This window comes from Pseudomonas sp. MYb13 (genome assembly GCF_002980075.1).
Taxonomy (GTDB): domain Bacteria; phylum Pseudomonadota; class Gammaproteobacteria; order Pseudomonadales; family Pseudomonadaceae; genus Aquipseudomonas; species Aquipseudomonas lurida.
Window position 1 is genome coordinate 582,879 of sequence record NZ_PCQI01000002.1, and the last position, 24,770, is coordinate 607,648.

Below are 24,770 nucleotides of genomic sequence, written 5' to 3' on the forward strand. Positions count from 1 at the left end.
GACAGGATGAAGCGGGTGTGACACGGGCCCACAGAACGACAGAAGCCACATGTGGGAGCGGGCTTGCCTGCGAATGCATCACCCCGGCATCACGGATGCACCGAGGTGCCTGCATCGCAGGCAAGCCAGCCCCACATTTTCGTATCAGGCCTTGGCGGGGACGACGGCCAGCTCTACCGTTTCCGGACGTTTGATCAGCGCATACACCAGGCCGGTCAGCAGGCTACCGGCGACAATCGCCAGCAGGTACAGCAGCGCATGGTTCATCGCATTCGGAATCACCAGCACAAACAGGCCGCCGTGGGGCGCGGCCAGTTTGCAGCCGAAGTACATCGACAGTGCACCGGTCAAGGCGCCACCGGCAATGCTGGCCGGGATGACACGCAACGGGTCTTTGGCGGCAAATGGAATCGCCCCTTCGGAGATAAAGCACATGCCGAGAATCATCGCGGCTTTGCCGGCCTCGCGCTCGGTCTGGGCAAACTTGCGGCGTGCCAGGAACGTAGCGATGCCCATGCCAATCGGCGGCACCATGCCGGCCGCCATGGTGGCCGCCATCGGCGCCCCACTGGACGCCGCCAGCAGGCCGACCGAAAACGCATACGCGGCTTTGTTGATGGGCCCGCCCAGGTCGACACACATCATGCCGCCCAACAGGATGCCCAACAGCACCGCATTGGTGGTGCCCATGGTGCTGAGGAAGTCGGTAAGCGCGGTGAGCAGACGCGCCACCGGTGGGCCCACCAGGTAGATCATCGCCAGGCCGGTAAACAGGCTCGCCAGCAACGGAATGATCAGGATCGGCTTGAGCGCCTCCAGGCTCTGCGGCAACTTCACCGCACGGGTGATCAGCTTGACGCAGTAGCCGGCGAGGAAACCGGCGAAGATGCCGCCGATAAACCCCGCCCCCAGGGTACCGGCCAACAGCCCGCCGATCATGCCGGGCGCGATGCCGGGACGGTCGGCAATCGAGTAGGCGATGTAACCCGCCAGCAAAGGCACCATCAACATGAAGGCGCGGTCACCCACGGTTTTGAGTGCAGCCGCCAGCGTGCCTTCCTGCTCAAAGGCGTGGATGCCGAACACGAATGACAAGGCGATCAGCAACCCGCCCGCCACCACCATCGGCAACATGAACGACACCCCGGTCAGCAGGTGTTTATAAACGCCGGTTTTTTCTTTCTTGGCCACCGCACCGCTGGCCGCATTTTCCACCGCACCTTCAGCGAGGGCCTTGTTGAGGGTCGCTTCGGACTGCTTGAGGGCAATGCCGGTGCCGCAACGGTAGATCTTCTTGCCGGCAAAGCGCTCGGTGGCGACTTCGATGTCGGCGGCCAGCAACACCACGTCCGCCTCGGCGATAGCCTGCGGGCTCAAGGGTGTGCGGGCACCGACCGAGCCTTGTGTCTCGACCTGCAAGTCATAGCCCAGACGCTTGGCCGTCTGCTGCAAGGCTTCGGCCGCCATGAAGGTGTGGGCGACGCCAGTGGGGCAGGCGGTGATTGCCACAATGCGCGGCGCCTGCTGGGCCACAGACTCGGCAGCAACATACACCTGGGCCTCTTCGGCACCGCGACGCAACACCGCGTCGACATCTGCCAGCGCCTGGGCGGGCGTGCTCTGGAACACGCGCTTGCCGACAAACCGCTGCATATCCACCGCCGTGCTGCTGACCAGCAACACCCACTCGGCGTCGTCGAGGGTGGCTTGGGACAATTGGCGTTCCGGACGCTGCATGTCCACCACTTCCACGCTGGTGCTCCAGCCTTGGCGCTGCGCGGCGGCGTCCAACAAGCGGGCACACAGCACACTGGTGACCATGCCGTTCGGGCAGGCGGTAACAATGGCTAACTTCATCACAAACCCTCTTATTGTTCTGTCAGCGTACGCACGTGGACGTCGCTTTCGAGGCGCGCCAACTGCGCGTCATCGCTGATGCCAAACCCGATCTGGGTCACCGCCAGCGCGGCGATCGCCGTGGCGCGGCGCAGGGTCTGATCCGGCGTATCGCCGCTGAGCAAACCGTGCAGCATCCCGGCCAGCAGCGAATCGCCGGCGCCAACGGTACTGGCCACCGTGACCTTGGGTGGCGTGGCGTGCAGTGCCGCACCTGGGCTGTACCAGCTCACGCCCGCCGCACCGTCGGAGACCACCACATGTTCCACACCTTGCTGATGCAGGTGGCTGATTGCATCCGTGGCATGGCCCAGGGCTTCAGCCAGCTCTTCGGTATTGGGTTTTACCAGCCACGGGCCGGCCTGCAAACCTGCACGCAGCGCTTCACCGCTGGTGTCCAGGGCGACTTTTACTCCAACGCGTTTCAACTGTTCCAGCAGCCCTTGAAACCACTGTGGGCTGACGCCGCGCGGCAAGCTGCCGGCCACCACCACCGCATCGAAGCCGGGAGCAATCTGCGCCAGTTTTTCCAGCAAGGCGCTCTGCGCTTGCTCCGTCACCTGTGGCCCCGGCGCGTTGATGTCAGTGACCCGGCCATCCTGCTCGGCAATCTTGATATTGCTGCGGGTTTCGCCGGGCACGCGGATAAACGCGTCGGTGAACCCACGCTGCACGATCAAGGCTTCGAAGGCCTGGGGGTTGCCCTCACCGAGGAAGCCGCCCACGGTCAGCTCATGGCCCAGGTCGGCCAACACCTGCGCCACATTCACGCCCTTGCCGGCAGCGTGGGTCAGCAGGGTTTCGCTACGGTTGACTTCACCCGGTTCCAGGCGCGCCAGGCGTACCGTCAGGTCCAACGCCGGGTTCAGCGTCAGGGTTAGAATCCTTGCCATCTACACGGCCTCCACTAGGGCACGCACTTCGGCGGGCGAGCCCACCGCCAGTGCTTTTTGCGCCAGGCCCTGGGCCTCGCTCAGACTGAATTCGCGCACGCGCGCCTTCACTTCAGGAATGCTGCGGGCCGAGACGCTCAACTCATCCACCCCCAGCCCGATCAGCACCGGTACCGCCAACGGGTCCGCCGCCAGTTCGCCGCACACCCCGACCCATTTGCCATGGGCATGGGCGGCACGCACGGTGATGTCAATCAGTTGCAACACGGCCGGATGCAGGCCATCGGCCTGGGCGGACAGCGTCGGATGGCCACGGTCAATGGCCAGGGTGTACTGGGTCAGGTCGTTGGTGCCGACGCTGAAAAAGTCGACTTCCTTGGCCAGCACCGGCGCGAGCAATGCCGCCGACGGCACTTCGATCATGATGCCCAACTGCAGGTCCGCCACCGGGATTTCCAAGCGCAGGCGTTCGGTCATGTCGCGGGCCGCGCGCCACTCATCAACGCTACCGACCATGGGGAACATGATGCGCAGCGGGCGGCTGTCCGCAGAACGCAGTAGCGCACGCAATTGCGCTTCCATGATCTGCGGGCGCTGCAAGGTGAGACGAATGCCGCGCACGCCGAGAAAAGGGTTTTCTTCCTGGGCGATCGGCCAATACGGCAGCGGTTTGTCGCCGCCCACATCGAGGGTGCGCACCACCAACGGGCGGCCCGCGAGACCGTCGAGGACGCGACGGTATTCGGCTTCCTGGGTGGCTTCGTCCGGCGCCTGCGGGTGGGCCATGAAAATCAGCTCGGTGCGCAGCAGACCAATGCCTTCGGCGCCCTGCTCCACCGCGCTGGCCACACCGGCGCTTTCACCGATATTGGCAAACACCTCCACGGCGTGGCCGTCGCGGGTGAGCGCCGGTTCATGGCGTTGCGCCGAGGCGGCTTGCAGGCGTTGTTCGCGGGTGTCGCGCTCGACCGTGGCGCGTTGCAGGGTGGCGGTGTCGGCGTCCACATGCAGGCGGCCGCGCTGGCCATCGAGCAACAGCGGCGTACCGCAAGCCAGCAGCAACACGGCCGGGCCAGCGCCGACCAACGCAGGGATGCCTAGGGCGCGGGCGACGATGGCACTGTGCGCCGTCGCGCCACCACGCGCAGTAAGGATGCCGGCGACGCGCGCCGGATCAAGCCGTGCAACGTCGGACGGGCCGACTTCGTCCATCACCAGAATGTAGGGTTCACTCGGCTCCTGGGCGGTTTCAACACCGCACAGTTGCGCCAGCACACGACGGCCGATATCACGCAGGTCGGCAGCACGCTCGGCGAGCAGCGCGTCCTGCAGCGACTCCTGCTGCCTGGCAGCGGCTTCGATCACACTCATCCACGCTGCCTCAGCGCTTTCGCCTTGCTTGAGGCGGGTGTCGACTTCGTCGGTGAGCTCCGGGTCGTCGAGCATTTCCTGGTGGGTGACGAAAATCTCGCGGATCGCCTTGGATGGGCTGCGTTCGATCAGGCCCTGGATATCACCGCGCACCTCGGCCAGGGCGCTATGCAAACGCTGGCGCTCGACGGCGCAGGATTCGCCGCGCAGTGGGTAATCGAACGTTTGCTGCACCTGGATATGCGCCGGACCGATGGCGATGCCCGGTGCGGCGGCGATGGCCTGGATTTGGCTGCCGGACAAGGGCGCGCTGATCACCGGTTCAATATCGAGGGTTTCTGGCTGGGCGCTCAGGGTCGGCAGTGGCTCGACGTCTTCGCCGAGGCCTTCTTCTACCGCTGCCAGCAGCGCCGGCAGTGCATCGCCCGCAATCGTGGGTTCGGCGACAAACTCCAGCACCTGGCCACGCCGCGCGCCGAGGCTCAACAGTTTGCTCAGGCTTTTCACCGACACGGCGCCCACCGGGCCATCGATGATGCGCACGCGGATGTCGCCGTCAAAACTTTTCGCCAACTGCGCGAGGATCTTCGCCGGGCGCGCGTGCAAACCGTGGGCGTTGGCCAGGGTAATGCGTACGCTGGGCCAATCAGGGGGCAGCTCCCCACCGAGCACTTCGAGCACCGCGCGGCTGCTGGTGGCGCGGCCAAGTTCCTGGCCGCGCCCCTCGATCAGCAGGGCGCACAAGCGTTCGAGCAAAGCCTGGTGGGCTTCACCGAGGCTGGCCAGGCAGAACAGGCCATTGAGTGGCTGGCCAAGGTAGCGCATGGGTTTGTCCGGGGTGACAAACGCCAGGCCCGGGCGCTTGACGGTCTGCTCGCTGTGCAACCACCACAGGCCATCGCCCAGGGGCAGCGCATCCACTTGCTGCAAGACCGCGGCGAAGCCATTGCTCACACAATCGGCCTGACGCAACAGGCGTGCGCCGCGCCATACCAGCTCTTCGAAGTCGTCGGCGGACACGCCCAGGCTGATCATCTGCGCGTCCAGCGCCAGTTCCTGCGGCGCGCCTTGCAGCAGTTTCAGCAGGGCGTCAGCGCTGCCGGCACGGCGCAGCGCCTGGCCCAGGTCAGTTTCACCGAGGGCGCGGGTGAGCAGTTGCAACAGCCGCAGGTGTTCGTCGGATTTGGCCGCAATGCCAATGGCCAGGTACACGATCTGGCCGTCACCCCAGTCCACCCCTTCGGGGAACTGCAGCAAACGCACGCCGGTGGAAAACACCTGGTCGCGGGTTTCGGGGGTGCCATGGGGGATGGCAATACCTTGGCCGAGAAAGGTCGAGCCTTGGGCTTCACGGGCTTGCAAACCGCTGAGATAACCCTCGGCGACCAGGCCGTCGGCCACCAGTTTTTCAGCGAGCAGGTGCAAGGCAGCAGATTTATCCACAGCCACCTGGCCCATGGAAATCTGCTCTACAGTGAGCTCAAGCATGCCGTTCTCCTAGTTAGTGCAGAGGCGCACTAGGTATTGTTTTAAACAAACAGTGTAATGGTGTTCATGATTAACTGACTGAGCAGTCAATTGGCAGTAGCCACTCAGTCGCGAACGTCGTAAAAATACGCTGGCTGAAACGTTTAATCTAGATTTTATGGAAGACTACGCGTTAATTGCGCATCCTTGAAGAACCACTCGGCACTTGAGCTGAGACATTGGTCGGGTGCTGGAATCGGTTACGATTGGACAAAATGTCGGGGCAAGCTCCAGAAAACAAGGAAATCCCGGTTTGAAACTCAGTGATATCGCACGTCTCGCCGGTGTGTCCGTGACCACCGCCAGCTACGTCATCAATGGCAAGGCCGAACAGCAACGCATCAGCAACGCCACCGTCGAACGGGTGCGTGCTGTGGTGCAAGCCCATGGCTTTACCCCAAACCCACAGGCCGCCGGGCTGCGCAGTCGGCACACCCGCACCTTGGGCTTTATCCTGCCCGACCTGGAAAACCCCAGTTACGCACGCATCGCCAAGCTCCTCGAGCAAGGCGCGCGGGCGCGTGGCTATCAATTGCTGATCGCCAGCTCCGACGACGACGCCGACAGCGAGCGCCAATTACTGCAACTGTTCCGCGCCCGGCGTTGTGATGCGTTGTTTGTCGCCAGTTGCCTGCCGGCCAGCGACGACAGTTACCGCGAGCTGCAGGCCAAGGGTTTGCCGGTGATTGCCATCGACCGGGTGATGGGCTCGGATCAATTCTGCTCGGTGGTCAGCGACGACCGCCAGGCTTGCCAGCAATTGACCAGCAGCCTGCTGCAACCGTTGCCCAAACAGATCGTGCTGATCGGCGCACGGCCCGAACTGAGCATCAGCCAGGAGCGTGCCGCCGGTTTCCGTGAAGCCCTCGAAGGTTTCGCCGGCGAGGTGATCATCGAACACGCTGAAGCCTTTAGCCGCGACTGTGGCCGACAGCTGATGGAGCAACTGCTGCAACGACTGGGGCATTTGCCTGACGCACTGGTGACCACCTCCTACGTGTTGCTGCAAGGCGTGTTCGACGCCCTGCATGACTTCCCGCTCAAGTCACGCCCGCTACGACTGGGCACCTTTGGCGATACCCAATTGCTGGACTTCCTGCCGCTGCCGGTCAACGCCATGGCCCAGCAACATCAGTTGATCGCCGAGACCGCCCTGCGCCTGGCCCTGGCGGCTATCGAAGAAGAACAGTACCAACCTGGCGTGCACGCCATCGGCCGAACCTTCAAGCAGCGCATTCACGAGGCTTGAGCGTGGAGCTGATCGACACCCACACGCACCTGGACTTCCCGGATTTCGACAGCGATCGCCGCGACGTCCTCGCCCACAGCCGAACAGTGGGCGTGCGGCGCATGGTGGTGTTGGGGGTGTATCAGCAGAATTGGCAACGCGTGTGGGACCTGGTGCACGCGGACGAAGGCTTGTTCGCCGCCTTTGGCTTGCATCCGGTGTATCTCGATGAGCATCGCCCCGCTGACCTCTCGGCATTGGGCGACTGGTTGTCTCGCCTGCAAGGCCACCGGCAACTGTGCGCGGTGGGCGAAATCGGCCTGGACTACTTTCTCGAACACCTGGACCGCGACCGCCAGCAAAGCCTGTTTGAAGCCCAGCTCAAGCTGGCGGTCGACTTCCAATTGCCAGCCTTGCTGCATGTCCGTCGCAGCCACGCAGCGGTGATCGCTACCCTCAAGCGCATTCGCCTGCCCCGCGGCGGCATCATCCATGCGTTTGCGGGGAGCCGTGAAGAAGCCCGCGAGTACATCAAGCTCGGCTTCAAGCTGGGTCTGGGCGGCGCCGCCACCTGGCCTCAGGCCCTGAGGATGCACAAGGTGTTGGCGCAACTGCCGCTGGATGCAGTGGTACTGGAAACCGACTCACCCGACATGGCACCTGCCATGTTCCCTGGCCAACGCAATAGCCCCGAGCATCTGCCGGCCATCTGCACTGCCCTGGCCGAGCGCATGGGCACCGATGCTCTATTGCTGGCTGAGGCGAGCACACGCAATGCGTGCGAGCTGTTCAATTGGTAGAGCCGGCGTGACCACCTGCAAGTCCAGGGTCATGCGCTGCCGGTAACGGGCATAACGCAACGCCAGGAAGTGCATCAGCAGCACCGCCAGCGAGACATTGAACTGACCGATCACACTGAGCAGCCCCACCCACTCCGCCACCAGCGCCACGATCAGCACCATGCAGGTGAACACCACCATGCTCGGTTGAACCAGCGCCCAGTGGTCAAGCGCCTTGAACTGGCGCAATTGATGGGGGCAGCTCAACTGCACGACCCGATGGCAGTAAGGGCAATCGAACGGTTCTTCGATGGCAATGGCATTCAGTTGCCAAGGTTTGAGCTCAAAGGTGATGTCGCAATGGGCGCAGCGCCCCTTGATGCCGATTGCAGCGCTCATCGCTGTGCCTCCCCTGGACGTGGAATCGAGTGAAACAATTTTCACCCATTCAGGGGTCGAGAAAAGAGACGCCAAGAAATCAGGACAAGCACCACGTCAACAGGCGACCGTTCCTACGCCCATTACTTACACACGAAACGCACCGATCAATTGCTTCAACGCGATCACCTGCATGGATAACTGCCGGCTCGCGGCCTCGGTCTGATGTGCGCCTTCAGCGGCATGTTCGCCGGCACGATTGATTGCAACGATGTTCTGGTCGATATCGTGGGCGACGGCGGTCTGTTGCTCTACGGCAGCGGCGATCTGCTGGTTCTGATCAACGATCATGCCCACGGCACCGAGAATATTTTCTAGGGCCTGCTGGACCTTTTCCGACTGGCCCACGGTGCCATTCGCCATTTCATGACTGCTGCCCATGGCCTTGACTGCCGCCGCCACACCGCCCTGCAAGCGACTGATCATCTGTTCGATTTCTTCTGTGGAATGCTGTGTGCGTCGCGCCAGGGTGCGCACCTCGTCGGCCACCACCGCAAAACCACGGCCCTGTTCACCGGCCCGCGCTGCTTCGATGGCGGCATTGAGGGCCAGCAGGTTGGTTTGCTCGGCGATGCTCTTGATCACTTCCAATACGCTGCTGATGGACTGGCTGTCAGTCGCCAGTTGGTTGATCACCCGCACCGACTGGTCGATCTCCGACGCCAGCCGCGCGATGCTGCCCTGCTGGGACTGCACCAGGCCGCGGCCGCTGACGGTTTCATCGTTGACGCTGTGGGCACTGTTGACCGCTGCCGCCGCGCTGCGCGCGACTTCCTGGGCGGTGGACGACATCTGGTTCATGGCCGTCGCCACCTGCTCGATCTGGCTACGTTGGCCCGACACCGCCTGGTTGCTCCGGGCCGAGACCGTTTCCACCTGGCCGGCCTGGAGTTCAACCTGGCTGACGGTATGCCCGACGCGCTCGATCAGGTCATGGATCTTCGCCACGGTACCGTTGAACACCTGGCCGAGGTCACCCAACTCGTCGCGGCTATGTGCAACAAAAGTGACCGTCATGTCGCCGGCCGCCACCTTGTCCATCGTCGCCCCCAGGCGTCGCAGTGTGGTGCGCGTGGACGCGTAGAAACCTGCGTACAGATAGAAGATCAGCAGGAACACCGCCGTCAGGGCCGAGACCAGTACCACCATGTGCGTGCGGTTCTGTGCCAGGCGTTGCTCCAACTGCTGGCCGAGGAACGCGAGGGTGGCTTCATCAAGCTGGTAGGTCCGGGCCATCAACTGGCTGACGCTGTCGTAGAACCCCTGCCAGGGCGCGTCGAGGGTTTCGGCCACCACCACTTGCTCTTCAAACAACTCGCTGCCTTGCTTGAGGCTGGCATTGCTGGCCTTGGCCAGGCTATCGAGTGCGGTGTGGGCGGCGTTGCTGGCGCCCAGGGCATCCTGCAACTTCAGGCCATATTCGGCCTGGAGTTTTTCCAACTGCTGCAGCAGCTCGTCAAAACGCGTACTGGATGACGAATTGAGAAAACCTTGGCCCAGGGAATACGCGCCCATTGCCCGCCCTTCGCCAAGGGCCTGGGTGATTTGCGGAGTTACGCTGGTGACCAGCTCGCTGAGCTGGCGCAGGTCGCTCTGGGGGTCACGGCTCAAGCCGGATTGGCTGGCAATGATCTGGCTGAGCATCTGCGCCTTGTTGAGCAACTTGCCGATCAGTGCACTCTTGCTCAGCAACGATGTTTCCTGTTGCTGGGCCTTGAAAGCCGCAATCAACTCATCACGCTTACTGTCAAAAGCGGCGATTTGCTCAGGCTCGGTGGTCATGGCATTGAGGCTTTGCAGACGGCCCAGCACGCTTTGCTCCAAGGTGCTGATCTTGCCCTCAAGGTCACCAGCCTTGCCGGACTGGCCAAGGGTGGCGTTGATCTGCACTTGGTTGTTAAGGGTTTCCAGGTCGCGGCGCAGGGCCAGGCTGCTGCCGAGCAAGTCGAGGCTTTGCAGTTCCACACGGGTGCCCTGGAATTCACGCCACGAATCACGCACCAGGTAATAGTTGGTCGCCAGCATGGGCAGCAGGAACAACACGCTGATCAAGCTGAACTTCATGCCAAAACTCAGGCGATTCATCAGCGCGACAGCCGGATAGAGCAAGCTCTTCACAGGTGAACTCCCTTTCTTTTATTTTTATTGAGGCGCAGGGCGGCAGTTAGCCAGCATCTGTATAGCTCAATTTGAAAGGGAGTTTTGTAACTTAAGGTTAACGACAGGAAAGACACGGCAAAAACAATTGTGGGAGCAAGCCGCTCCCACATTTCCTGACCGTGCTCGCCGTCAGGGCAACACGGTCCAGATGGCGAAGCCGGCATACCACAGCACCGCCGCACGTAGCAGCAGTTCCCAAATCCGGTCCAGGCTGTTGATGCCGTCGGGGCCTACCGCCGGCGGCGGGATTTCGGCGGCGACCAAGCCGACCTTTTCCACCAGTTGGGCAGCGCTGATGTCCCAGTTCAGCAGTTCGTGCAGCATCACGCGCCCCACCGCGACGAAGTTGCCCACCAACGCAAAACTGGCCGCCAGCAGGCGTACCGGCAACCAGTCGAAGGCGTGGCGCAGTTGCCCGGCACGTTCGGCCACCAGGGGGTTGTTGCTGTGCTCACTCGCCAGCGCCAGCAGGCGATAGGCCAGGGCGGCAACCGGGCCCAGCAGGAAGTACCAGAAAATCACCGCGAAAAAGCTCTGGTAGGCCTGCCACAACAGATGGCCTTGGACACGCTCGAGCAATTGTTCGCCACTGTCGGCGCTCAGGCTCAGGTCGCGCTCGGCCACATGTTCGGCAGCCTGCAGGTCGCCACGCCGCCAGGCATCGCGAAACGGACCGAGCCCGGCGAGCAGATCACCGCGACCCAGGCTGTAGATGACGATCAGCAGGTGCACCGGCAGCGCCAACAGTCCGTAGGCCACGGGTTCCAGCACCAGCAACAACAACGCCAGCAAGGCCACCGGCAATAACACCAGCAACGTCAGAACCAGCCAAGGCTGCTTACCCATGCGTGGGCTCGATTCCAGCTTGGCCAGTTCACGCAGCCAACCGCCGTCACGCTGCAACCGCTGGCGCAAGGCCGAGAACTTCTCGATCCAAACCGCCAGCACCAACACCAGGAAACTCATCGTGCGTGTCCTCCATCCTGCAAGGCGCTGCGAAAGCGCGCCCAATCAAAAGCGGGGCCGGGATCAGTCTTGCGTCCCGGAGCGATATCGCTGTGACCACAAATGCGCTGGGCAGTGATGCCTGGGTAAGCTGCCAGCAACTGGCGGGTCAGGTCGATCAGCGAGGCGTATTGGGCATCGGTGAACGCTTGATCATCGGTCCCTTCCAGCTCCACCCCCAGGGAAAAGTCATTGCAGGTGTCCCGCCCCTCGAACTGCGAGACCCCGGCGTGCCAGGCCCGGTCGAGGCAGGACACAAACTGCGTCACCGCGCCATCACGCTCAATCAGAAAATGCGCAGACACTCGTAGGTCAGCTATCCCCTCAAAGTAGGGATGTTCCGTGACATCCAGGCGATTCTGGAAAAACTCCTGCACTTTGCCCGTACCGAACTGCGCCGGTGGCAGGCTGATGTTATGCACCACCAACAGTGAGATTTCGCCTGCGGGGCGCTCGTTGAAGTTGGTCGAAGGGCAATGACGAATGCCCTGGCACCAACCGCTGGTGGGGTCCAACTGCATACAGGTTCCTTGAACGAGACAACGTGTGACCAGTATGCCGCGTTCGACCCTCCGGTTGCGATCACTTGCCGTGATTGAGTTGACGCAGCTTGCCCACGACGGCGGCCAGCGCGCGCTCGAACAAAGGGCCATCATCCAGGGTATGCAGCGCTCCACGCTTGAATGCCAAGGCCAGTTGGCCGGCGCTCTTCTCCAGCACCTTGAGCCCCGTGCGACTGATGAAGACGTAGGTGTTGGCCGGTGCCATGATCGCCGTCAACTTGCATCTCAGCGTCCTGGCTTCGTCTTCCTGGAACACCATCCAGCTGCCGACCTTGAGTTGGCGAGCCTTGAGCAGGTCAGGGTCGTTGTCCGGCAGGTCGGTGACGGGGTCAGGTAACGCACTCAACACAAACGGCTCACGCACTTCGATCAACTCATCGACGCCTCCCGGTGCCTGGACATGCAGGGCCTGCAGACGCACAAAGAATTCGCGCGTACTGAAGGGGTCGAACGCGGCGCTGGTCAAGCCGTCGCGCAGGGCCTTGAGCAAGCCCGGCAGTTGCTCCAGCAAATGGCGCCCGGCTTCGGTGTCTTGCTGCAGGCCGACGCTCCAGATCAACTCGTCCATGGTGCGCAGCCCCGCTTGCCACTGTACGGATTGTTCGCCGTGCTTGAGGCTGGCCAGCAACAGCACCTGGCTCCACGCCTGCTGCAGGAACTGCACGACCGGACGTGGCAGGACCTTGCCCAACAGCCGTTTATTCAGAACATCGGCCACGTGCTGGCGGGCGGCTTCGGTGCGCACGCGCCCGGCTTCGGCGTCACGGGTGTGTTGTTCAAGCAAGTCACTGCGTCGGCGCTCATCGGCGGTAAAGGCACTGAACTCGGCAAGCAACTGGGAAAAAATCGACGCATCTTCGACAAACTCGTTGAGCAGGCGCTGCACGACCTGCTCGATGCGCAGGTAGAGGTGATCGCGCGCGTAGTCCTCACAGGGGCTGTTGCCCAAGGCTGCGGCTGCGATTTCATTGAGCAGGCGCCGCGCCGGGTGGCTGGCACGGCTGAAAAAGCTCTTGTCCAGCAACGCTACTTTCAGCATCGGGATCTGCAAGCGACCGATCAAGGCCTTGAAGGCATCAGGCACGGCGCGGTCGTTGAGGATGAACTCGAACATCAGCGCGACCAGATTGATCACGTCTTCGTCCGCCTCTTCCACCACCCGTGACTTGCCACTCTTGACGCTGACACGGGTCAGCAACTGTCCTAGCTGGCTACGCAGGTCAAAATCATCTTCTACCTCCGGCTCCGGCACGTACTGCTGCAAATGGGAGAGCAGGCGCAGCAGATCTCGGGTGGAAATGGGCAGCGGCTCGGCGCTGGCCTCAAGTGTCGGCGCCACGCTGCCACGCACCCCTGTGAGCAACGGCTGCAGCGCGGCGAAAGCTTCCTGGCCATTTTCGTCGGCGGGCTGGTCGGCGGCCGGCGAACTGTCTTCTTGTGGATGTTCACGGTCCGCACGCCCATCAGGGCGGCGCGACGGTATGGCCTTGAGCTCAGGTAATACACCCGTTGCGACCAACAGCTGGTTGGCTTCGCCGTAGAGTTGGTCGGCATCGCTGAGCACGTATTTTTCAAACAGTTTGAGCATGATCAGTTTGACGCGGATCTCCACGCCCAGGCTGCGTCCCGCCCGCAAGAAAAACTCACACAGCAGAGCAGGCCCTAGGGGGTTCTCACGATCATCCAGGCGGTTGCCGAGCAAAACGCTCAAACGCGCCGTGAGCTGCCCCAGCGCCAGACCGTCACGGTGCCGCACCCGCTCCAGCATGGCCTCGAGCGCGACGGCTTTTTCCAGGTTATCCCTGGAGGAACCCGGCACCGCGTCATAGGAGACCACCGGTACCAGTTGCAACTCTCCTCGCCCTGCCTGGCCCAGGCCGGCAAAGGCTTCGAAAAGACGCTCCATGAACACGCGTTCGAAATTCTTGCGCTTGAGGCGCAGGTCGCGCATGGCTTCGAAGAAAATATGGTGATCGCGGTTGTTGCGCGCCTTGTCGGCCATCTCGAACAATGTGTCGTCGGCGTTATCGAACAGGTCCTGAAGACCTTGTTGCAACTGTTGCGCCGCCTTGTCGCGGACCTGCAGCAACACCACCGGCAGTCGGGCGAGCGGCGATGGCGTAGCGTGTGCCTTGTTGATTGGCACCACCTTTCCGTCATTGTGCATCCTGGCCTCCTGAAACGGCGGTATTGGGTGGGGAAAGATCGGGTAAGGGTCCCGTCGGGAACCAGGGATAACCGGTTATCACCAGAACGTCAAAGCTATGACGCCAATTGCAAGGCGCCAGATTATCTTGCATATGAGGGGGGTTGCGCCAGCAAACTCTGCCAATGCGCGGTAAATGAGTGGTGAGCCTGGGTTCAAACGCACACTGCCCCTATAATCGAGGCACTTTGTATGTGGAGCCTGTTATGCCGAATCTCCGTCTTGCCGACCTCACCGCCGAAATCGAAGCCAACGTGCGCCGCGCACTGCTGGAAGACATCGGCAGCGGCGACATCACTGCGCAGTTGATCCCGGCCGAGCGGCTGGCGACGGCCACGATCATTACCCGTGACGCGGCGGTTATCGCCGGTACAGCCTGGGTGGATGCGGTGTTTCGCCAGCTAGACCCGAGGGTTGCCGTGCATTGGCAGGTGGCCGATGGTGAGCGTGTCAGCCCCAACCAGGTACTGTTCCACCTCGAAGGCCCGGCACGTTCGCTGCTCAGCGGCGAACGCTGTGCACTGAACTTCCTGCAATTGCTCTCCGGGGTCGCCACCCGCGCCCAATTTTTGGCGGACTTTGTCGCCAGCACCCAGGTCAAGCTGCTGGATACCCGCAAAACCCTGCCGGGCCTGCGCCTGGCACAAAAGTACGCAGTCACCTGCGGCGGCTGCCACAACCACCGTATCGGTTTGTATGACGCGTTCCTGATCAAGGAAAACCATATCGCCGCCTGCGGTGGCATTGCCGAGGCGATCACCGCTGCCCACAAGATCGCGCCCGGCAAGCCGGTGGAAATCGAGGTGGAAAGCCTGGAGGAGCTGCGCGCAGCCCTGGCGGCAGGCGCCGACATCATCATGCTCGATGAGTTGAGCCTGGAGGATATGCGTGAAGCCGTGCGCCTCAACGGCGGCAAGGCCAAGCTGGAGGCCAGCGGCGGGATCAATGAAAGCACCCTGCTGCCCATTGCCGAGACGGGTGTGGATTACATCTCCATTGGCGCGATGACCAAGGATGTGAAGGCGGTAGACTTGTCGATGCGCCTTAGTATCTAAGGCATTGCAAGCGGTAAGCTTCAAGCTGCAAGAAGGCTGGATAACAGCTTGCAGCTTGAAACTTGCGGCCGCTTTTAAACGACCAAGTCATTCATCTCGCAATACTCTTCCCATTCGACACCCAGCACCTCGGCCGCCTCTTTGTGCAAGGCCAGCCGTGCCGCTTCGAATTCTTCCGGTGTCGAGGTGTATTTGAGGGTCAGCTCCCAGGACTGGTAGCCCTGGCTCTCGGCCTCGTCCTCGAATGCCCACTGAATCTGATCGCGCTGATCATCGGCGCTCAGGTCCTTGATCTCTTCTCTAAGCTGCGGCGATTCCTCGAGGTATTTTTCGAGGGCTGCTTGGTGCCGAACTTCCTGGGTCATTTCAGTCGTGGTCATGTTGTTCTCTTAGATCGAGGAATGGGGATGCATCTGGGTCATCAAGGTTGCGCAGATACAAAAGAGCAGGCTCGAATGCCGGCTCGTCTGGCCTTCAGAACCATTCTGGGATCATCTGAAAACAGTGCCTTTAAAACGGTGACGCCTTTGTTGCCTTTGTGCCCGAGACAGGAATCGAACCTGCGACCTTCGCGTTACGAGTGCGCTGCTCTACCGGCTGAGCTACACGGGCGGTGGGCTAAAGCTAGCACCGCATCGAGCGTCCAGCAACTTGCCGGCGTCAGCGGGCAATAACGCCCTGCGCCCAGAAGCGTGGCTGCAGCCAGCCGCCATGGCTGTCCAGGTACTGCTGCTGGGCTTGCTTGATGTGAGGCACATCGCGCGCGGCGATCACGATCAGCAGACCAACGGCCAGCACACTCAAGGTTTTCCAGGCCCGCCAGGCCAACGGCAGCTCGGCGGCCAATGGGGCTCGCCACACATGCAATGCCATCAACCAGCCGACCACCAGCGCCAACCAGACTTGAGAGTTGGGCATCACTATCACGCCATCGACCATCGACTGCACCAACGCACCGACCAACGCCGCAAACAGGCAGAGCCGCATCAGGTCGGCACGCTCGGCGCACTGCCCACGTTTACGCAGTAAGCCGAAGGTGGCCCACCCGCCTCGCCATGCCAGAACCGCAACGCACAACGCCGAGGGCACACCCCATTCACTGGCCCATTGCAGGATGGCCTGGTGCGGGTGTGCGGCAATTTCATTGGCGATATCGGCAAAATGCATCGGCCCGAAACCCAGCCACGGTCGCTCGACAAGCATATGCCACGCCTGCCACCAGATCGGACCGCGCCCCGACAGGCTCGTGGTGAGGCGATCACGGGCGTCATTGAGGATCTGTATCCCCAGGTAATCCGCCAGCACCGTAAACAACAGCCAATACAGCAACAGGCCACCCAGCACTGCGGCCAGCTGCCAACCCAGCCAGCGCCGGCCCCACGGCCCCAGCACCGACACCACGACGCCCGCCGCGCCCATGCCCAGCCAGGTGCCACGCGTGCCGCCTCCAATTGCGATCATCCACCACACGCACAACAACACAAACACGGCACCCTTTAATGAGCGGGAGAGTGCCGGGATCAATAAAGGAAGCGCCAGCAGCGGCAGGGTGAACGTCTGGAACTGGCCATAGAAACGCTTGTTGGAAAAGCCAGACAGCAGCACGTCAGGGTCCAGTGTCCGTGCGGCACTGGTAAACGCGAGCGCGCCCGCATGCAGGTATTGAATCGACTTGATCAGGCATAGCAGCACCACCACCAGTATCAAGGCGCGATCCAGCGGCTCGCCCCCCTGACGACGCATCAAGGCAAACGCCATGGCGATCGCCCCACAGCTGACGAACACGGCCACTTCGACAAGCGCCCAGAGCGGCTGGCGGGCCAGCATTGACGACACCAGGCCCAGCGCAACGACCAACGCCAGGCCAAGTGCGGTGGGCCGGTCTACCAGCTGTTCAGCACGGCCGAACGACAGCCCATACAACACCGCACAGACCCCGATGGTGACCTGCATGACCCGCTGTAAATCATGCCCACCGAACGGTGCACATATCCCGATGATCAGCAGGCATACCACTGCTACCAGAAAAATACTGCCGCGTTGCTCTAAAGATATCGCCATCGGCCACCTCAACTTCCCTGTGGATGGTTTAGCCCTTATGCGCCGTCGGCGCCGCAGCCTTTGGCGACATAGTTAGCCTCAGCGGTGGTGGTGCATTTCCAACCGGTGGTGGCGCTGCGCGTCAGGCTGATGGTCTTGCCCAGCACCGGTGCCGGTGCGTCGAGCAGTTCGCAACGGATAGCGCCCGTGCCCGTGGCAACATCCCCCGTCACCTCGATCTTGCAGTTGGCTGTCGGGCTGGTACCGCCAATCAATGCAAGGGTGGGCACGGTGCCCTGGTTGAGGGTGTCCTCGTACCCGGCCTTCAAGGCGGAGATCTCGGCCAGGCCGGCGGTGAACTTGGCCTTGGCCTGGTGGGTGGTGTACATGGGCAGGCCAATGGTGGCCAAAATGCCGATGATTGCCACGACGATCAACAGCTCGATCAGGGTAAAACCTTTTTGACGTATCACATTCACTCTCCAGGATAGAACTCATGACAAGGCGCATCCTGCGCCCCGCGTTGTGCAGCGGCGCCAGTGTACTCATCCGCAAGCGGTCAATCGCGCACAAGACGCACATTCTGACATTTTATCCGGCACTGCCGGCCAGTCCGGATCCGTCACCTGACTAAGCTATAAATCTTCGACGACCTCTGTGCGGAACCGTGACATGGACAACGCTTCAACGCTCTACGCCTGGGAAGGCATCAACCGCAAAGGACGCAGGGTGTCCGGGCAGACCACCGGGCACAGCGTTGCAAGGGTCAAGGCTCAGCTACGCCAACAGGGCATCAGCCCTGGGCATGTGCGCAAGAAATCCCCAGTGCTGCCGAGCTTCGTACCCTCGATCAAGCCGGCGGACATCACCCTGTTCACGCGCCAACTGGCTACGCTGCTCAAGGCCGGGATTCCTCTCCTGCAAGCCTTCGACGTCATCGGTGAAGGTTTCGACAACCGGCCCATGCGTAAGCTGGTGCAAGGGTTGAAACAGGCGATTGCCGCCGGCACCAGCCTTGCCGAGGCGCTGCGCAAGCAACCTCATTATTTCGACGCGCTGTACTGCAACCTGGTAGCCGCCGGCGAACAGGCCGGAGCCCTTGAAACCTTGCTGGAACGCGTGGCAATCCACCGAGAGAAGAGCGAACAGCTAAAGGCCAGGATCAAAAAAGCCATGACCTATCCGATCACCGTGCTGGTGGTCGCCAGTCTCGTCACCGGCGTGCTGCTGGTCCACGTCGTGCCACAGTTCCAGACGCTGTTCGCCGGCGTCGACGGCAAGCTGCCTGGCTTCACATTGCAGGTGATCGCCCTTTCCGAATTCATGCAGAAAGCCTGGTGGATCATCGCGCTGGGCATTCTTGCGGCAGGCTTGGGGTTGCGCCACGCCTACCGTACCTTCGCCGATGTTCGTGCCTGGCTGGACAGCTGTTTGTTGAAAACGCCCCTGGCAGGCAAACTGCTGAGCAAATCCGCCGTGGCCCGCTACGCCCGCACGCTTTCCACCACGTTTGCCGCCGGCGTTCCGTTGGTGCAGGCGCTGGACTCGGTGGCCGGGGCCGCCGGTTCAGGGCCGTTCAGACAGGCAATCGAACATATGCGACGCGACGTAGCGACGGGCATGCAATTGAATCAATCCATGGTCGCCAGCGGCCTGTTTCCCCGCATGGCGATCCAGATGACAGCCATCGGCGAAGAATCAGGCACGCTGGACAGCATGCTGGAAAAGGTCGCCAGCCATTACGAGGCCGATGTGGATAACGTGGTCGATAACCTCACCAACCTTATGGAGCCGCTGATTATGGTGGTACTGGGAGGGATCGTCGGCGCACTGGTGGTCGCGATGTATTTACCGGTATTCCAGTTGGGGAGCGCATTTTGAGCCTGCTGCTGGCTGGCCACCCCTGGGCATTTATTGCGCTGGCGTCAGTGCTGGGACTGATCGTCGGCAGTTTTCTCAACGTGCTGGTGTGGCGCCTGCCAAAGATGCTCGAACGGGAATGGCGTGCGCAGGCCCACGAAGTACTCGGCTTGCCCGCTGAACCTGCCGGCCCGACCTACAACCTGATGCACCCCAACTCCTGCTGCCCGCAGTGCAACCATCCGATACGCCCGAGGGAAAACATCCCACTGCTCAGCTACCTGTTTCTGCGAGGCCGCTGCGCCCAATGCCAAAAGGCAATCAGCGTCCGTTATCCGCTCACTGAACTGGCGTGCGGGTTGATCTCGGCCTGGGTTGCCTGGCATTTCGGCTTTGGCTGGCCAGCGGGCGCGGTGCTGGTACTGAGTTGGGGGTTGTTGGCGATGAGCCTGATCGATGCCGATCACCAACTGTTGCCGGATGTGCTGGTGATGCCGCTGCTGTGGCTGGGGCTGATCGTCAACGGGTTCGGACTGCTGACGACACTGCCCGATGCCCTGTGGGGCGCGGTGATCGGGTACATGAGCCTGTGGAGCGTGTTCTGGCTGTTCAAGCTGGTTACCGGCAAGGACGGCATGGGCCATGGTGACTTCAAGCTGCTGGCGCTGCTCGGTGCCTGGGGCGGCTGGCAGATTCTGCCGATGACGCTGTTGATGTCGTCACTGGTAGGTGTGTTCGTGGGCTTGATCCTGATGCGCCTGCGCAAGGCCCAGGCATCGGCACCGATGCCATTTGGTCCGTATCTGGCGATTGCCGGCTGGATTGCATTGCTCTGGGGTGGTCAAATAACCGACTTCTATTTGCAGTCTGTCGGTTTCAGATGACCACTTCTGTTGCAACACCCTGGATTCTTGGCCTCACCGGCGGCATCGGCAGCGGTAAAAGCGCGGCGGCCCAGCACTTCATCGACCTGGGTATCGACCTGGTGGACGCCGACCACGCCGCCCGCTGGGTGGTCGAGCCTGGTCGGCCGGCACTGGCGAGTATTGCCGAGCACTTTGGTGCCAGCGTGCTGCAGCCTGACGGCCAGCTGGACCGCGGCGCATTGCGCAAGCTGATCTTTGAAGTGCCCGAAGAGCGCCGCTGGCTCGAAGCCTTGCTGCACCCACTGATTGGCGAAGAAATTCGCAGCCACCTGGCGCGCGCGAAGTCACCCTACGCGATATTGGTGTCGCCGCTGCTGATCGAATCAGGCCAGTACAGCATGACCCAGCGCATCCTGGTGATCGACGTGCCGCAATCGCTGCAGATTCAGCGTACCCTGCAGCGCGATGGCATCAACGAACAGCAGGTACACGCGATTCTCAAGGCCCAGTCCAGCCGGGAAGATCGCCTGAACCATGCCGATGACGTGCTGGTCAACGACCGGGACCTCGCCTGGCTGCACAGCGAGGTCGAACGACTGCATCACTTTTACCTTACTTTGCGTGGAGGCCGATCATGAGCCAACCCTTGACCGTCGATTGCCCAACCTGCGGTGCCCCCGTGGAATGGAAAGCGACCAACCTCAACCGGCCGTTCTGCTCGGACCGCTGCAAACTCATCGACCTGGGTGCCTGGGCCGCTGAAGAACACAAGATTCCCGTGGCCCCGGACGCAGAAGACGAGCTGTTTTCCGAAGACCTGCCGCAGCGCCACTAAGGGCGCATAAAGGCGTATTCCTGCTGGTCGTCGAGGTTCTCTGCAAGGTATTGCAACTCGTCGGCCAGGTCTTCGAAGCTGCGCACACCCTTGCTCTGCTGCACCACCGCGCTGAGCATGGCGCGCAGGGTCAGGCCGGGGTCGAAACCGATTTCCTGTGCTGCGTCCTGGCTTCTGCGCAACTCCTGCCGTGCCCACTCATACACACTCATGATCCGTGCTCCCGACTTGCCTGGAAAAATTTCGCAGAGCATGGGCCTGCTTGGCCGGGTGGGATTTGATCTGGGTCAACGCTGTGAATCGTCGTCCTTCCAGGGGGCCGACAAGTAGCGAGTACGGTTGAAGGTCTCCAGCCATTCCGGGCAAAACACCACCAGCGCGCTGATCACCATGCCGTTGATGAACGCTTCGGGAAAGATGATCAGCCACAGGTAGCCGACGAAATCCTCCAGCCATTCCGGCATGGCGAAACGGCCGTCGAACCACAGAAGCCCCAGCCCGGCCAACAGACAGAGCAACGCCGACAGCGCCGCCGCGAAAAATCCGGAGCAGAAGATATACACGAAGGGATTGCGCGGTTGCGCGCGTTCGACCAGCAACGCGCAGGCTTCGGTGACCAGCACCGGCAGCACGATCAGCAGCAGGCCGTTGATACCCAGGGCCGCGAGGTCCTGGCGCCCCAACACCATCAAGCCCAACTGGGCGGCAAAGCCGCCGACCATTGCGAGTGGCCAATCCAGCAGCAGGGTCACGGCGGTCATGCCAATGAAGTGGTAGGACACCCCCGTATCAAAATCCCGCCGCACGAGCCACAGCATGAACAACGCAAACACGGTGCCGAACAGTAAGTGCTGGCGCCGCCGGTCGGCGAATAGCTCGACCCAGGGTGAACGCAAGAGGGCCCACACCACTACAGGTGCATAGAGCAGCCAGCCGATGCCGAGGGTTGCCGGCGCCAACACGGCCGCACTGATCACGGCTTCACCTGCTCCAGGGCCTGGCGCAGATCTGCAGCCGAGCTGTATTCGTGCTGGGCGACCAGCTTGCCGTTATCCAGTTGCAGCCACAGCACTTTATCCACAGCCCCCGGATAACGCGGCGCGATGCGTGCGTCACGGTCCAGCATGACCCGGTAGCTGTAGGACTGCATGGCCGGCACGGCAAACAGCTTGGCGATCAGGCGCGGCATGCGCTGGATATCAGCGACAAACACGGCGTGTCGCGCCTCGAGATAGCCTTTGGGTTGGCCCTGCAGCGCCGCATCCACCTGCTTGGCGGCGTCCATGCTGCGCGCAACCAGCAAGACCTGCGCCTGGTTATCCAAGGTGTAAGCCTGGCCAAATTGATCCAACAAGGTCCAAGGGGCCAGGCGCTCGCCCACTTCAATGGCCTGGGCCCACACGGGCAACAGCCCCAATAAAAGCACGGCTAGAAACTTCACTGCACACTCCTCTCACCCGGTTGGACGCTCGAGTGTCCAGTCTACACCGACCTTTTGCAGCGGGACTTCCTGCGGTCATCATTTGGGCGCTAAGCTGCTAGCTATGGATGACTCAGATTACTTGCGCCTGCTCACCGTAGCGGCCGAACAAGCCAACGCATTCTTGTCCAATGCCCGCAAATGGGAGCGTGAGCGTTGGGTCTGCCAGCGCCTGCTGCAAGGCTTGAACGTGCCCTACCGTGCCGAAGAATTCCACGCCGCCGGTCAAGAGCCGCCGGACGTGCTGTTTCGCGATGCCAGCTTCGAGGTGTTTTTCGTGCTGGACGAGGGTCGCCGCCTGAATGACGAGTGGCGCGACGAGTTGCTGCGCCGACGCAGCGCCTTCTCCCTGAGCCAACTGGTACGGCGCGAGGCAAAGCCGCGACGCATCCCGGCCCATGAGTTTTTACTGCGCCTGGCGCCCACGCTGCGCAAGAAGGCCCATAACTACAAGGAACGCGGGATGGACCTGGGGGAGCTGGATATCGTCGCCTTCACCAGCCTCAAGCGTGAAGTGCTCGACCTCAATAGCCACTTCCCGCCGCCGACGGAATACCTGCGCCAGGGCTGGCGCTCGTTGTCACTGGTGGGGCCGACCTTTGCACGGGTGTTGTTCGCCCACCCGGACGCCCCGGATTTCTTGCGCAACAACCTGGGCCGCAGCATAGTGTTCGACGTGGGCATCAGCCTCTGAGCCCCCGGACTGTAACGTGGCGCCCTTTTGCAACGTCTACCTGACGAGGCCTTTATGACCAGCCGCCTGAACCCCGATGACCAACAGCATGTCGAAGAGTACCTGCAACTCTCCCAGAACCGAGTCGAGCGCAAGCCTTTCCGGCCGTGGCTGCTCCTTGGTGTGGTGCTGGTAGTGGTGATCGGCCTTGGCTTGCTGAGCCGACTTTTGAGTTACCTGACGCTATGAGCTGCCTGGCGCTCGCGGGGGTGACTGCTCCGATTTCTTTTAGCCTTGCGAGATATCCCCATGACCCATCGTATTATTATCGTCGGCGGCGGCGCCGGCGGCCTGGAGTTGGCTACCCGCCTGGGTAAGACTCTGGGCAAGCGCGGCACCGCCAGCATCACTCTGGTGGACGCGAACCTGACCCATATCTGGAAGCCCTTGCTGCACGAAGTGGCGGCCGGTTCGCTGAACTCTTCGGAAGACGAACTCAATTATGTCGCCCAGGCCAAATGGAACCACTTCGAGTTCCAACTGGGGCGCATGAGTGGGCTTGACCGTGAACAGAAGAAAATCCAGCTGGCCGCCACCCTCGACGAAGAAGGTCGCGAGCTGGTGCCCGCGCGCGTGCTGGGCTATGACAGCCTGGTGATCGCGGTCGGCAGTACCACCAACGATTTCGGCACCGAGGGTGCCGCGCAGCACTGCCTGTTCCTCGACACCCGCAAGCAGGCCGAGCGCTTCCACCAGCAGTTGCTCAACCACTACCTGCGCGCCCACGCCGGGCAGACCGATGTGGTGGAAAAAATCAGCGTCGCCATCGTCGGCGCGGGGGCCACAGGGGTCGAGTTGGCGGCCGAGCTGCATAACGCTGCCCACGAACTGGCCGCCTATGGCCTGGACCGCATCAAGCCGGAAAACATGCACATCACCCTGATCGAGGCCGGCCCACGGGTACTGCCTGCCCTGCCCGAGCGTATTGGCGTACCTGTGCATAAAACCCTGGAGAAGCTTGGGGTGACGGTACTGACCAACTCGGCAGTGAGCGAAGTGACTGCCGATGCGCTGATCACCAGCAGCGGCCAGGTTATCCCGGCCAGCCTCAAGGTCTGGGCGGCCGGCATTCGGGCCCCTGGCTTCCTCAAGGACATTGATGGCCTGGAAACCAACCGCATCAATCAACTGCAGGTGCTGCCGACCCTGCAAACCACCCGCGACGAGAATATCTTCGCCTTTGGTGACTGCGCCGCCTGCCCGCAACCGGGCACCGACCGCAACGTCCCCCCACGGGCCCAGGCAGCTCACCAGCAAGCATCGTTGCTGGCCAAGTCGCTGAAACTGCGCATCGAGGGCAAGGACCTGCCGAGCTACAAGTACACCGACTACGGCTCGCTGATTTCGCTGTCACGGTTCTCGGCGGTGGGTAACTTGATGGGCAACCTCACCGGTAGCGTGATGCTGGAAGGCTGGCTGGCGCGCATGTTCTATGTGTCGCTGTACCGCATGCACCAGATGGCGTTGTATGGGTTCTTCCGCACGGCGATGCTGATGCTGGGGAGCAAGATTGGCCGTGGGACCGAGCCGCGCCTGAAATTGCATTAATAACGCAAACCCTTGTGGGAGCGGGCTTGCCCGCGATAGCGGTGGCTCAGCAATACGTGTATTGACTGAGGCCCAGCTATCGCAGGCAAGCCCGCTCCCACATTTTTTTGCGCCGCACCTGATCTTTTCAGCAGGCAAAAAAAATCCCCGTATCTTTCGATACGAGGATTTTTAATATGGTCGGGGTAAGGGGATTCGAACTCCTGACATCCTGCTCCCAAAGCAGGCGCGCTACCGGACTGCGCTATACCCCGGTAAAAAAAAGGCGACCTATCAGTCGCCTTCTT

24 protein-coding genes, 2 tRNA genes and 1 pseudogene are annotated in these 24,770 nt (G+C 61.9%); 10 read left to right on the forward strand and 17 right to left on the reverse strand.

Annotation, left to right across the window (positions count from 1 at the left end; all coding sequences use genetic code 11):
* Positions 1-144 precede the first annotated feature (144 nt).
* Genes CQ002_RS06185 through ptsP form a run of 3 tightly spaced genes read right to left on the reverse strand, consistent with a single transcriptional unit; the run spans position 145 to position 5,648 of the window.
* On the reverse strand, positions 145-1,857 hold the full coding sequence (locus tag CQ002_RS06185) for a PTS fructose-like transporter subunit IIB (protein ID WP_034102112.1): 1,713 nt from the start codon (positions 1,855-1,857) through the stop codon (positions 145-147).
* A gap of 11 nt (positions 1,858-1,868) precedes the next feature.
* On the reverse strand, positions 1,869-2,789 hold the full coding sequence (pfkB, locus tag CQ002_RS06190; protein ID WP_105161643.1) for a 1-phosphofructokinase: 921 nt from the start codon (positions 2,787-2,789) through the stop codon (positions 1,869-1,871).
* Complete coding sequence (gene ptsP / locus CQ002_RS06195) at positions 2,790-5,648, reverse strand: phosphoenolpyruvate--protein phosphotransferase (protein WP_034102110.1); 2,859 nt, start codon at positions 5,646-5,648, stop codon at positions 2,790-2,792. It lies immediately after the preceding gene.
* A gap of 292 nt (positions 5,649-5,940) precedes the next feature.
* On the opposite strand from ptsP, the gene cra reads away from it, so the two are divergent.
* Positions 5,941-6,936, forward strand: coding sequence for a catabolite repressor/activator (cra, locus tag CQ002_RS06200; protein ID WP_105161642.1), 996 nt, complete (start codon positions 5,941-5,943; stop codon positions 6,934-6,936).
* A gap of 2 nt (positions 6,937-6,938) precedes the next feature.
* The gene (locus CQ002_RS06205; RefSeq protein ID WP_069021719.1) at positions 6,939-7,715 is read left to right on the forward strand and encodes a TatD family hydrolase; all 777 of its coding nucleotides are present in this window, start codon (positions 6,939-6,941) and stop codon (positions 7,713-7,715) included.
* Here CQ002_RS06205 and CQ002_RS06210 read toward each other — a convergent pair.
* The 6 genes and pseudogenes from CQ002_RS06210 to CQ002_RS06230 all read right to left on the reverse strand — a co-directional run bounded on the left by CQ002_RS06210 (position 7,662) and on the right by CQ002_RS06230 (position 14,027).
* Entirely contained in the window at positions 7,662-8,093 is a 432-nt protein-coding gene (locus CQ002_RS06210; RefSeq protein ID WP_034102107.1) for a hypothetical protein, read from the reverse strand. The genes CQ002_RS06205 and CQ002_RS06210 overlap by 54 nt on opposite strands.
* Before the next feature lie 126 nt (positions 8,094-8,219).
* The gene (locus tag CQ002_RS28735; protein WP_371919441.1) at positions 8,220-9,149 is read right to left on the reverse strand and encodes a methyl-accepting chemotaxis protein; all 930 of its coding nucleotides are present in this window, start codon (positions 9,147-9,149) and stop codon (positions 8,220-8,222) included.
* Positions 9,126-10,217 (reverse strand): annotated as a pseudogene (locus CQ002_RS28740) (methyl-accepting chemotaxis protein); the annotation flags it as partial. The gene CQ002_RS28735 and the pseudogene CQ002_RS28740, both read right to left, overlap by 24 nt.
* 204 nt (positions 10,218-10,421) lie before the next feature.
* Positions 10,422-11,258, reverse strand: a complete 837-nt coding sequence (gene ampE, locus CQ002_RS06220; RefSeq protein WP_034102105.1) for a regulatory signaling modulator protein AmpE — start codon at positions 11,256-11,258, stop codon at positions 10,422-10,424.
* Positions 11,255-11,818 carry a 1,6-anhydro-N-acetylmuramyl-L-alanine amidase AmpD gene (gene ampD, locus CQ002_RS06225; RefSeq protein ID WP_105161640.1) on the reverse strand — a complete coding sequence of 188 codons (564 nt, stop codon included), beginning with the start codon at positions 11,816-11,818 and terminating at the stop codon, positions 11,255-11,257. The genes ampE and ampD overlap by 4 nt, the downstream gene beginning before the upstream one ends.
* Before the next feature lie 61 nt (positions 11,819-11,879).
* Positions 11,880-14,027: a DUF1631 domain-containing protein gene (locus tag CQ002_RS06230; protein WP_034102103.1), complete on the reverse strand. Its 2,148-nt coding sequence runs from the start codon at positions 14,025-14,027 to the stop codon at positions 11,880-11,882.
* 245 nt (positions 14,028-14,272) lie between these two features.
* On the opposite strand from CQ002_RS06230, the gene nadC reads away from it, so the two are divergent.
* Entirely contained in the window at positions 14,273-15,121 is an 849-nt protein-coding gene (gene nadC / locus CQ002_RS06235) for a carboxylating nicotinate-nucleotide diphosphorylase (protein ID WP_034102102.1), read from the forward strand.
* A 74-nt stretch (positions 15,122-15,195) separates the two neighbouring features.
* Here nadC and CQ002_RS06240 read toward each other — a convergent pair whose 3' ends face one another.
* The 4 genes from CQ002_RS06240 to CQ002_RS06255 form a co-directional block, all read right to left on the reverse strand.
* A complete protein-coding gene (locus CQ002_RS06240) occupies positions 15,196-15,501 on the reverse strand; it encodes a DUF6388 family protein (protein WP_105161639.1) in 306 nt (101 codons plus the stop codon).
* A 159-nt stretch (positions 15,502-15,660) separates the two neighbouring features.
* A tRNA-Thr gene (locus tag CQ002_RS06245) sits at positions 15,661-15,733 on the reverse strand.
* A gap of 48 nt (positions 15,734-15,781) precedes the next feature.
* Positions 15,782-17,182, reverse strand: a complete 1,401-nt coding sequence (locus tag CQ002_RS06250; RefSeq protein WP_105161638.1) for an O-antigen ligase — start codon at positions 17,180-17,182, stop codon at positions 15,782-15,784.
* A 35-nt stretch (positions 17,183-17,217) separates the two neighbouring features.
* Positions 17,218-17,631, reverse strand: a complete 414-nt coding sequence (locus tag CQ002_RS06255) for a pilin (protein ID WP_034102485.1) — start codon at positions 17,629-17,631, stop codon at positions 17,218-17,220.
* Between the two features lie 202 nt (positions 17,632-17,833).
* Between CQ002_RS06255 and CQ002_RS06260 the strand changes: the two genes are divergently transcribed.
* The 4 genes from CQ002_RS06260 to yacG are packed head-to-tail and all read left to right on the forward strand — an operon-like array spanning position 17,834 to position 20,722.
* On the forward strand, positions 17,834-19,042 hold the full coding sequence (locus CQ002_RS06260) for a type II secretion system F family protein (RefSeq protein WP_105161637.1): 1,209 nt from the start codon (positions 17,834-17,836) through the stop codon (positions 19,040-19,042).
* Positions 19,039-19,905, forward strand: a complete 867-nt coding sequence (locus CQ002_RS06265) for an A24 family peptidase (RefSeq protein WP_098465764.1) — start codon at positions 19,039-19,041, stop codon at positions 19,903-19,905. The genes CQ002_RS06260 and CQ002_RS06265 overlap by 4 nt, the downstream gene beginning before the upstream one ends.
* Entirely contained in the window at positions 19,902-20,525 is a 624-nt protein-coding gene (gene coaE, locus CQ002_RS06270) for a dephospho-CoA kinase (protein ID WP_069021704.1), read from the forward strand. Before CQ002_RS06265 ends, coaE begins: the two co-directional genes overlap by 4 nt.
* A complete protein-coding gene (yacG, locus tag CQ002_RS06275) occupies positions 20,522-20,722 on the forward strand; it encodes a DNA gyrase inhibitor YacG (protein ID WP_034102092.1) in 201 nt (66 codons plus the stop codon). Before coaE ends, yacG begins: the two co-directional genes overlap by 4 nt.
* Here yacG and CQ002_RS06280 read toward each other — a convergent pair.
* The 3 genes from CQ002_RS06280 to CQ002_RS06290 all read right to left on the reverse strand — a co-directional run bounded on the left by CQ002_RS06280 (position 20,719) and on the right by CQ002_RS06290 (position 22,163).
* Positions 20,719-20,934 (reverse strand): hypothetical protein, encoded by a 216-nt coding sequence (locus CQ002_RS06280; protein ID WP_003171680.1) that lies wholly within the window; start codon positions 20,932-20,934, stop codon positions 20,719-20,721. The two genes, yacG and CQ002_RS06280, sit on opposite strands and share 4 nt — an antisense overlap.
* 75 nt (positions 20,935-21,009) lie before the next feature.
* Positions 21,010-21,699 carry an energy-coupling factor ABC transporter permease gene (locus CQ002_RS06285; protein WP_034102090.1) on the reverse strand — a complete coding sequence of 230 codons (690 nt, stop codon included), beginning with the start codon at positions 21,697-21,699 and terminating at the stop codon, positions 21,010-21,012.
* The gene (locus tag CQ002_RS06290) at positions 21,696-22,163 is read right to left on the reverse strand and encodes an FAD/FMN-containing dehydrogenase (protein WP_105161636.1); all 468 of its coding nucleotides are present in this window, start codon (positions 22,161-22,163) and stop codon (positions 21,696-21,698) included. Before CQ002_RS06290 ends, CQ002_RS06285 begins: the two co-directional genes overlap by 4 nt.
* 103 nt (positions 22,164-22,266) lie before the next feature.
* Here CQ002_RS06290 and CQ002_RS06295 point away from each other — a divergent pair, with 103 nt between their 5' ends.
* From CQ002_RS06295 to CQ002_RS06305, 3 genes are read left to right on the forward strand one after another with little or no spacing between them, the layout of a single operon-like run.
* Entirely contained in the window at positions 22,267-22,896 is a 630-nt protein-coding gene (locus CQ002_RS06295) for a DUF1780 domain-containing protein (RefSeq protein ID WP_010213242.1), read from the forward strand.
* A 54-nt stretch (positions 22,897-22,950) separates the two neighbouring features.
* On the forward strand, positions 22,951-23,124 hold the full coding sequence (locus CQ002_RS06300; protein ID WP_016976295.1) for a DUF3094 family protein: 174 nt from the start codon (positions 22,951-22,953) through the stop codon (positions 23,122-23,124).
* Between the two features lie 60 nt (positions 23,125-23,184).
* A complete protein-coding gene (locus CQ002_RS06305) occupies positions 23,185-24,483 on the forward strand; it encodes an NAD(P)/FAD-dependent oxidoreductase (RefSeq protein WP_034102086.1) in 1,299 nt (432 codons plus the stop codon).
* A 177-nt stretch (positions 24,484-24,660) separates the two neighbouring features.
* Here CQ002_RS06305 and CQ002_RS06310 read toward each other — a convergent pair.
* Positions 24,661-24,737: transfer RNA gene (locus CQ002_RS06310), tRNA-Pro, on the reverse strand.
* Positions 24,738-24,770: the final 33 nt, after the last annotated feature.

What these genes read in the sequence shown, in the direction of transcription:
- CQ002_RS06185 (WP_034102112.1), bottom strand. Translation starts at nt 1,857, where the DNA reads ATGAAGTTAGCCATTGTTACCGCCTGCCCGAACGGCATGGTCACCAGT.
- pfkB (WP_105161643.1), bottom strand. Translation starts at nt 2,789, where the DNA reads ATGGCAAGGATTCTAACCCTGACGCTGAACCCGGCGTTGGACCTGACG.
- ptsP (WP_034102110.1), bottom strand. Translation starts at nt 5,648, where the DNA reads ATGCTTGAGCTCACTGTAGAGCAGATTTCCATGGGCCAGGTGGCTGTG.
- CQ002_RS06210 (WP_034102107.1), bottom strand. Translation starts at nt 8,093, where the DNA reads ATGAGCGCTGCAATCGGCATCAAGGGGCGCTGCGCCCATTGCGACATC.
- CQ002_RS28735 (WP_371919441.1), bottom strand. Translation starts at nt 9,149, where the DNA reads ATGACGGTCACTTTTGTTGCACATAGCCGCGACGAGTTGGGTGACCTC.
- ampE (WP_034102105.1), bottom strand. Translation starts at nt 11,258, where the DNA reads ATGAGTTTCCTGGTGTTGGTGCTGGCGGTTTGGATCGAGAAGTTCTCG.
- ampD (WP_105161640.1), bottom strand. Translation starts at nt 11,818, where the DNA reads ATGCAGTTGGACCCCACCAGCGGTTGGTGCCAGGGCATTCGTCATTGC.
- CQ002_RS06230 (WP_034102103.1), bottom strand. Translation starts at nt 14,027, where the DNA reads ATGCACAATGACGGAAAGGTGGTGCCAATCAACAAGGCACACGCTACG.
- nadC (WP_034102102.1), top strand. Translation starts at nt 14,273, where the DNA reads ATGCCGAATCTCCGTCTTGCCGACCTCACCGCCGAAATCGAAGCCAAC.
- CQ002_RS06240 (WP_105161639.1), bottom strand. Translation starts at nt 15,501, where the DNA reads ATGACCACGACTGAAATGACCCAGGAAGTTCGGCACCAAGCAGCCCTC.
- CQ002_RS06250 (WP_105161638.1), bottom strand. Translation starts at nt 17,182, where the DNA reads ATGGCGATATCTTTAGAGCAACGCGGCAGTATTTTTCTGGTAGCAGTG.
- CQ002_RS06260 (WP_105161637.1), top strand. Translation starts at nt 17,834, where the DNA reads ATGGACAACGCTTCAACGCTCTACGCCTGGGAAGGCATCAACCGCAAA.
- coaE (WP_069021704.1), top strand. Translation starts at nt 19,902, where the DNA reads ATGACCACTTCTGTTGCAACACCCTGGATTCTTGGCCTCACCGGCGGC.
- yacG (WP_034102092.1), top strand. Translation starts at nt 20,522, where the DNA reads ATGAGCCAACCCTTGACCGTCGATTGCCCAACCTGCGGTGCCCCCGTG.
- CQ002_RS06280 (WP_003171680.1), bottom strand. Translation starts at nt 20,934, where the DNA reads ATGAGTGTGTATGAGTGGGCACGGCAGGAGTTGCGCAGAAGCCAGGAC.
- CQ002_RS06295 (WP_010213242.1), top strand. Translation starts at nt 22,267, where the DNA reads ATGGATGACTCAGATTACTTGCGCCTGCTCACCGTAGCGGCCGAACAA.
- CQ002_RS06300 (WP_016976295.1), top strand. Translation starts at nt 22,951, where the DNA reads ATGACCAGCCGCCTGAACCCCGATGACCAACAGCATGTCGAAGAGTAC.
- CQ002_RS06305 (WP_034102086.1), top strand. Translation starts at nt 23,185, where the DNA reads ATGACCCATCGTATTATTATCGTCGGCGGCGGCGCCGGCGGCCTGGAG.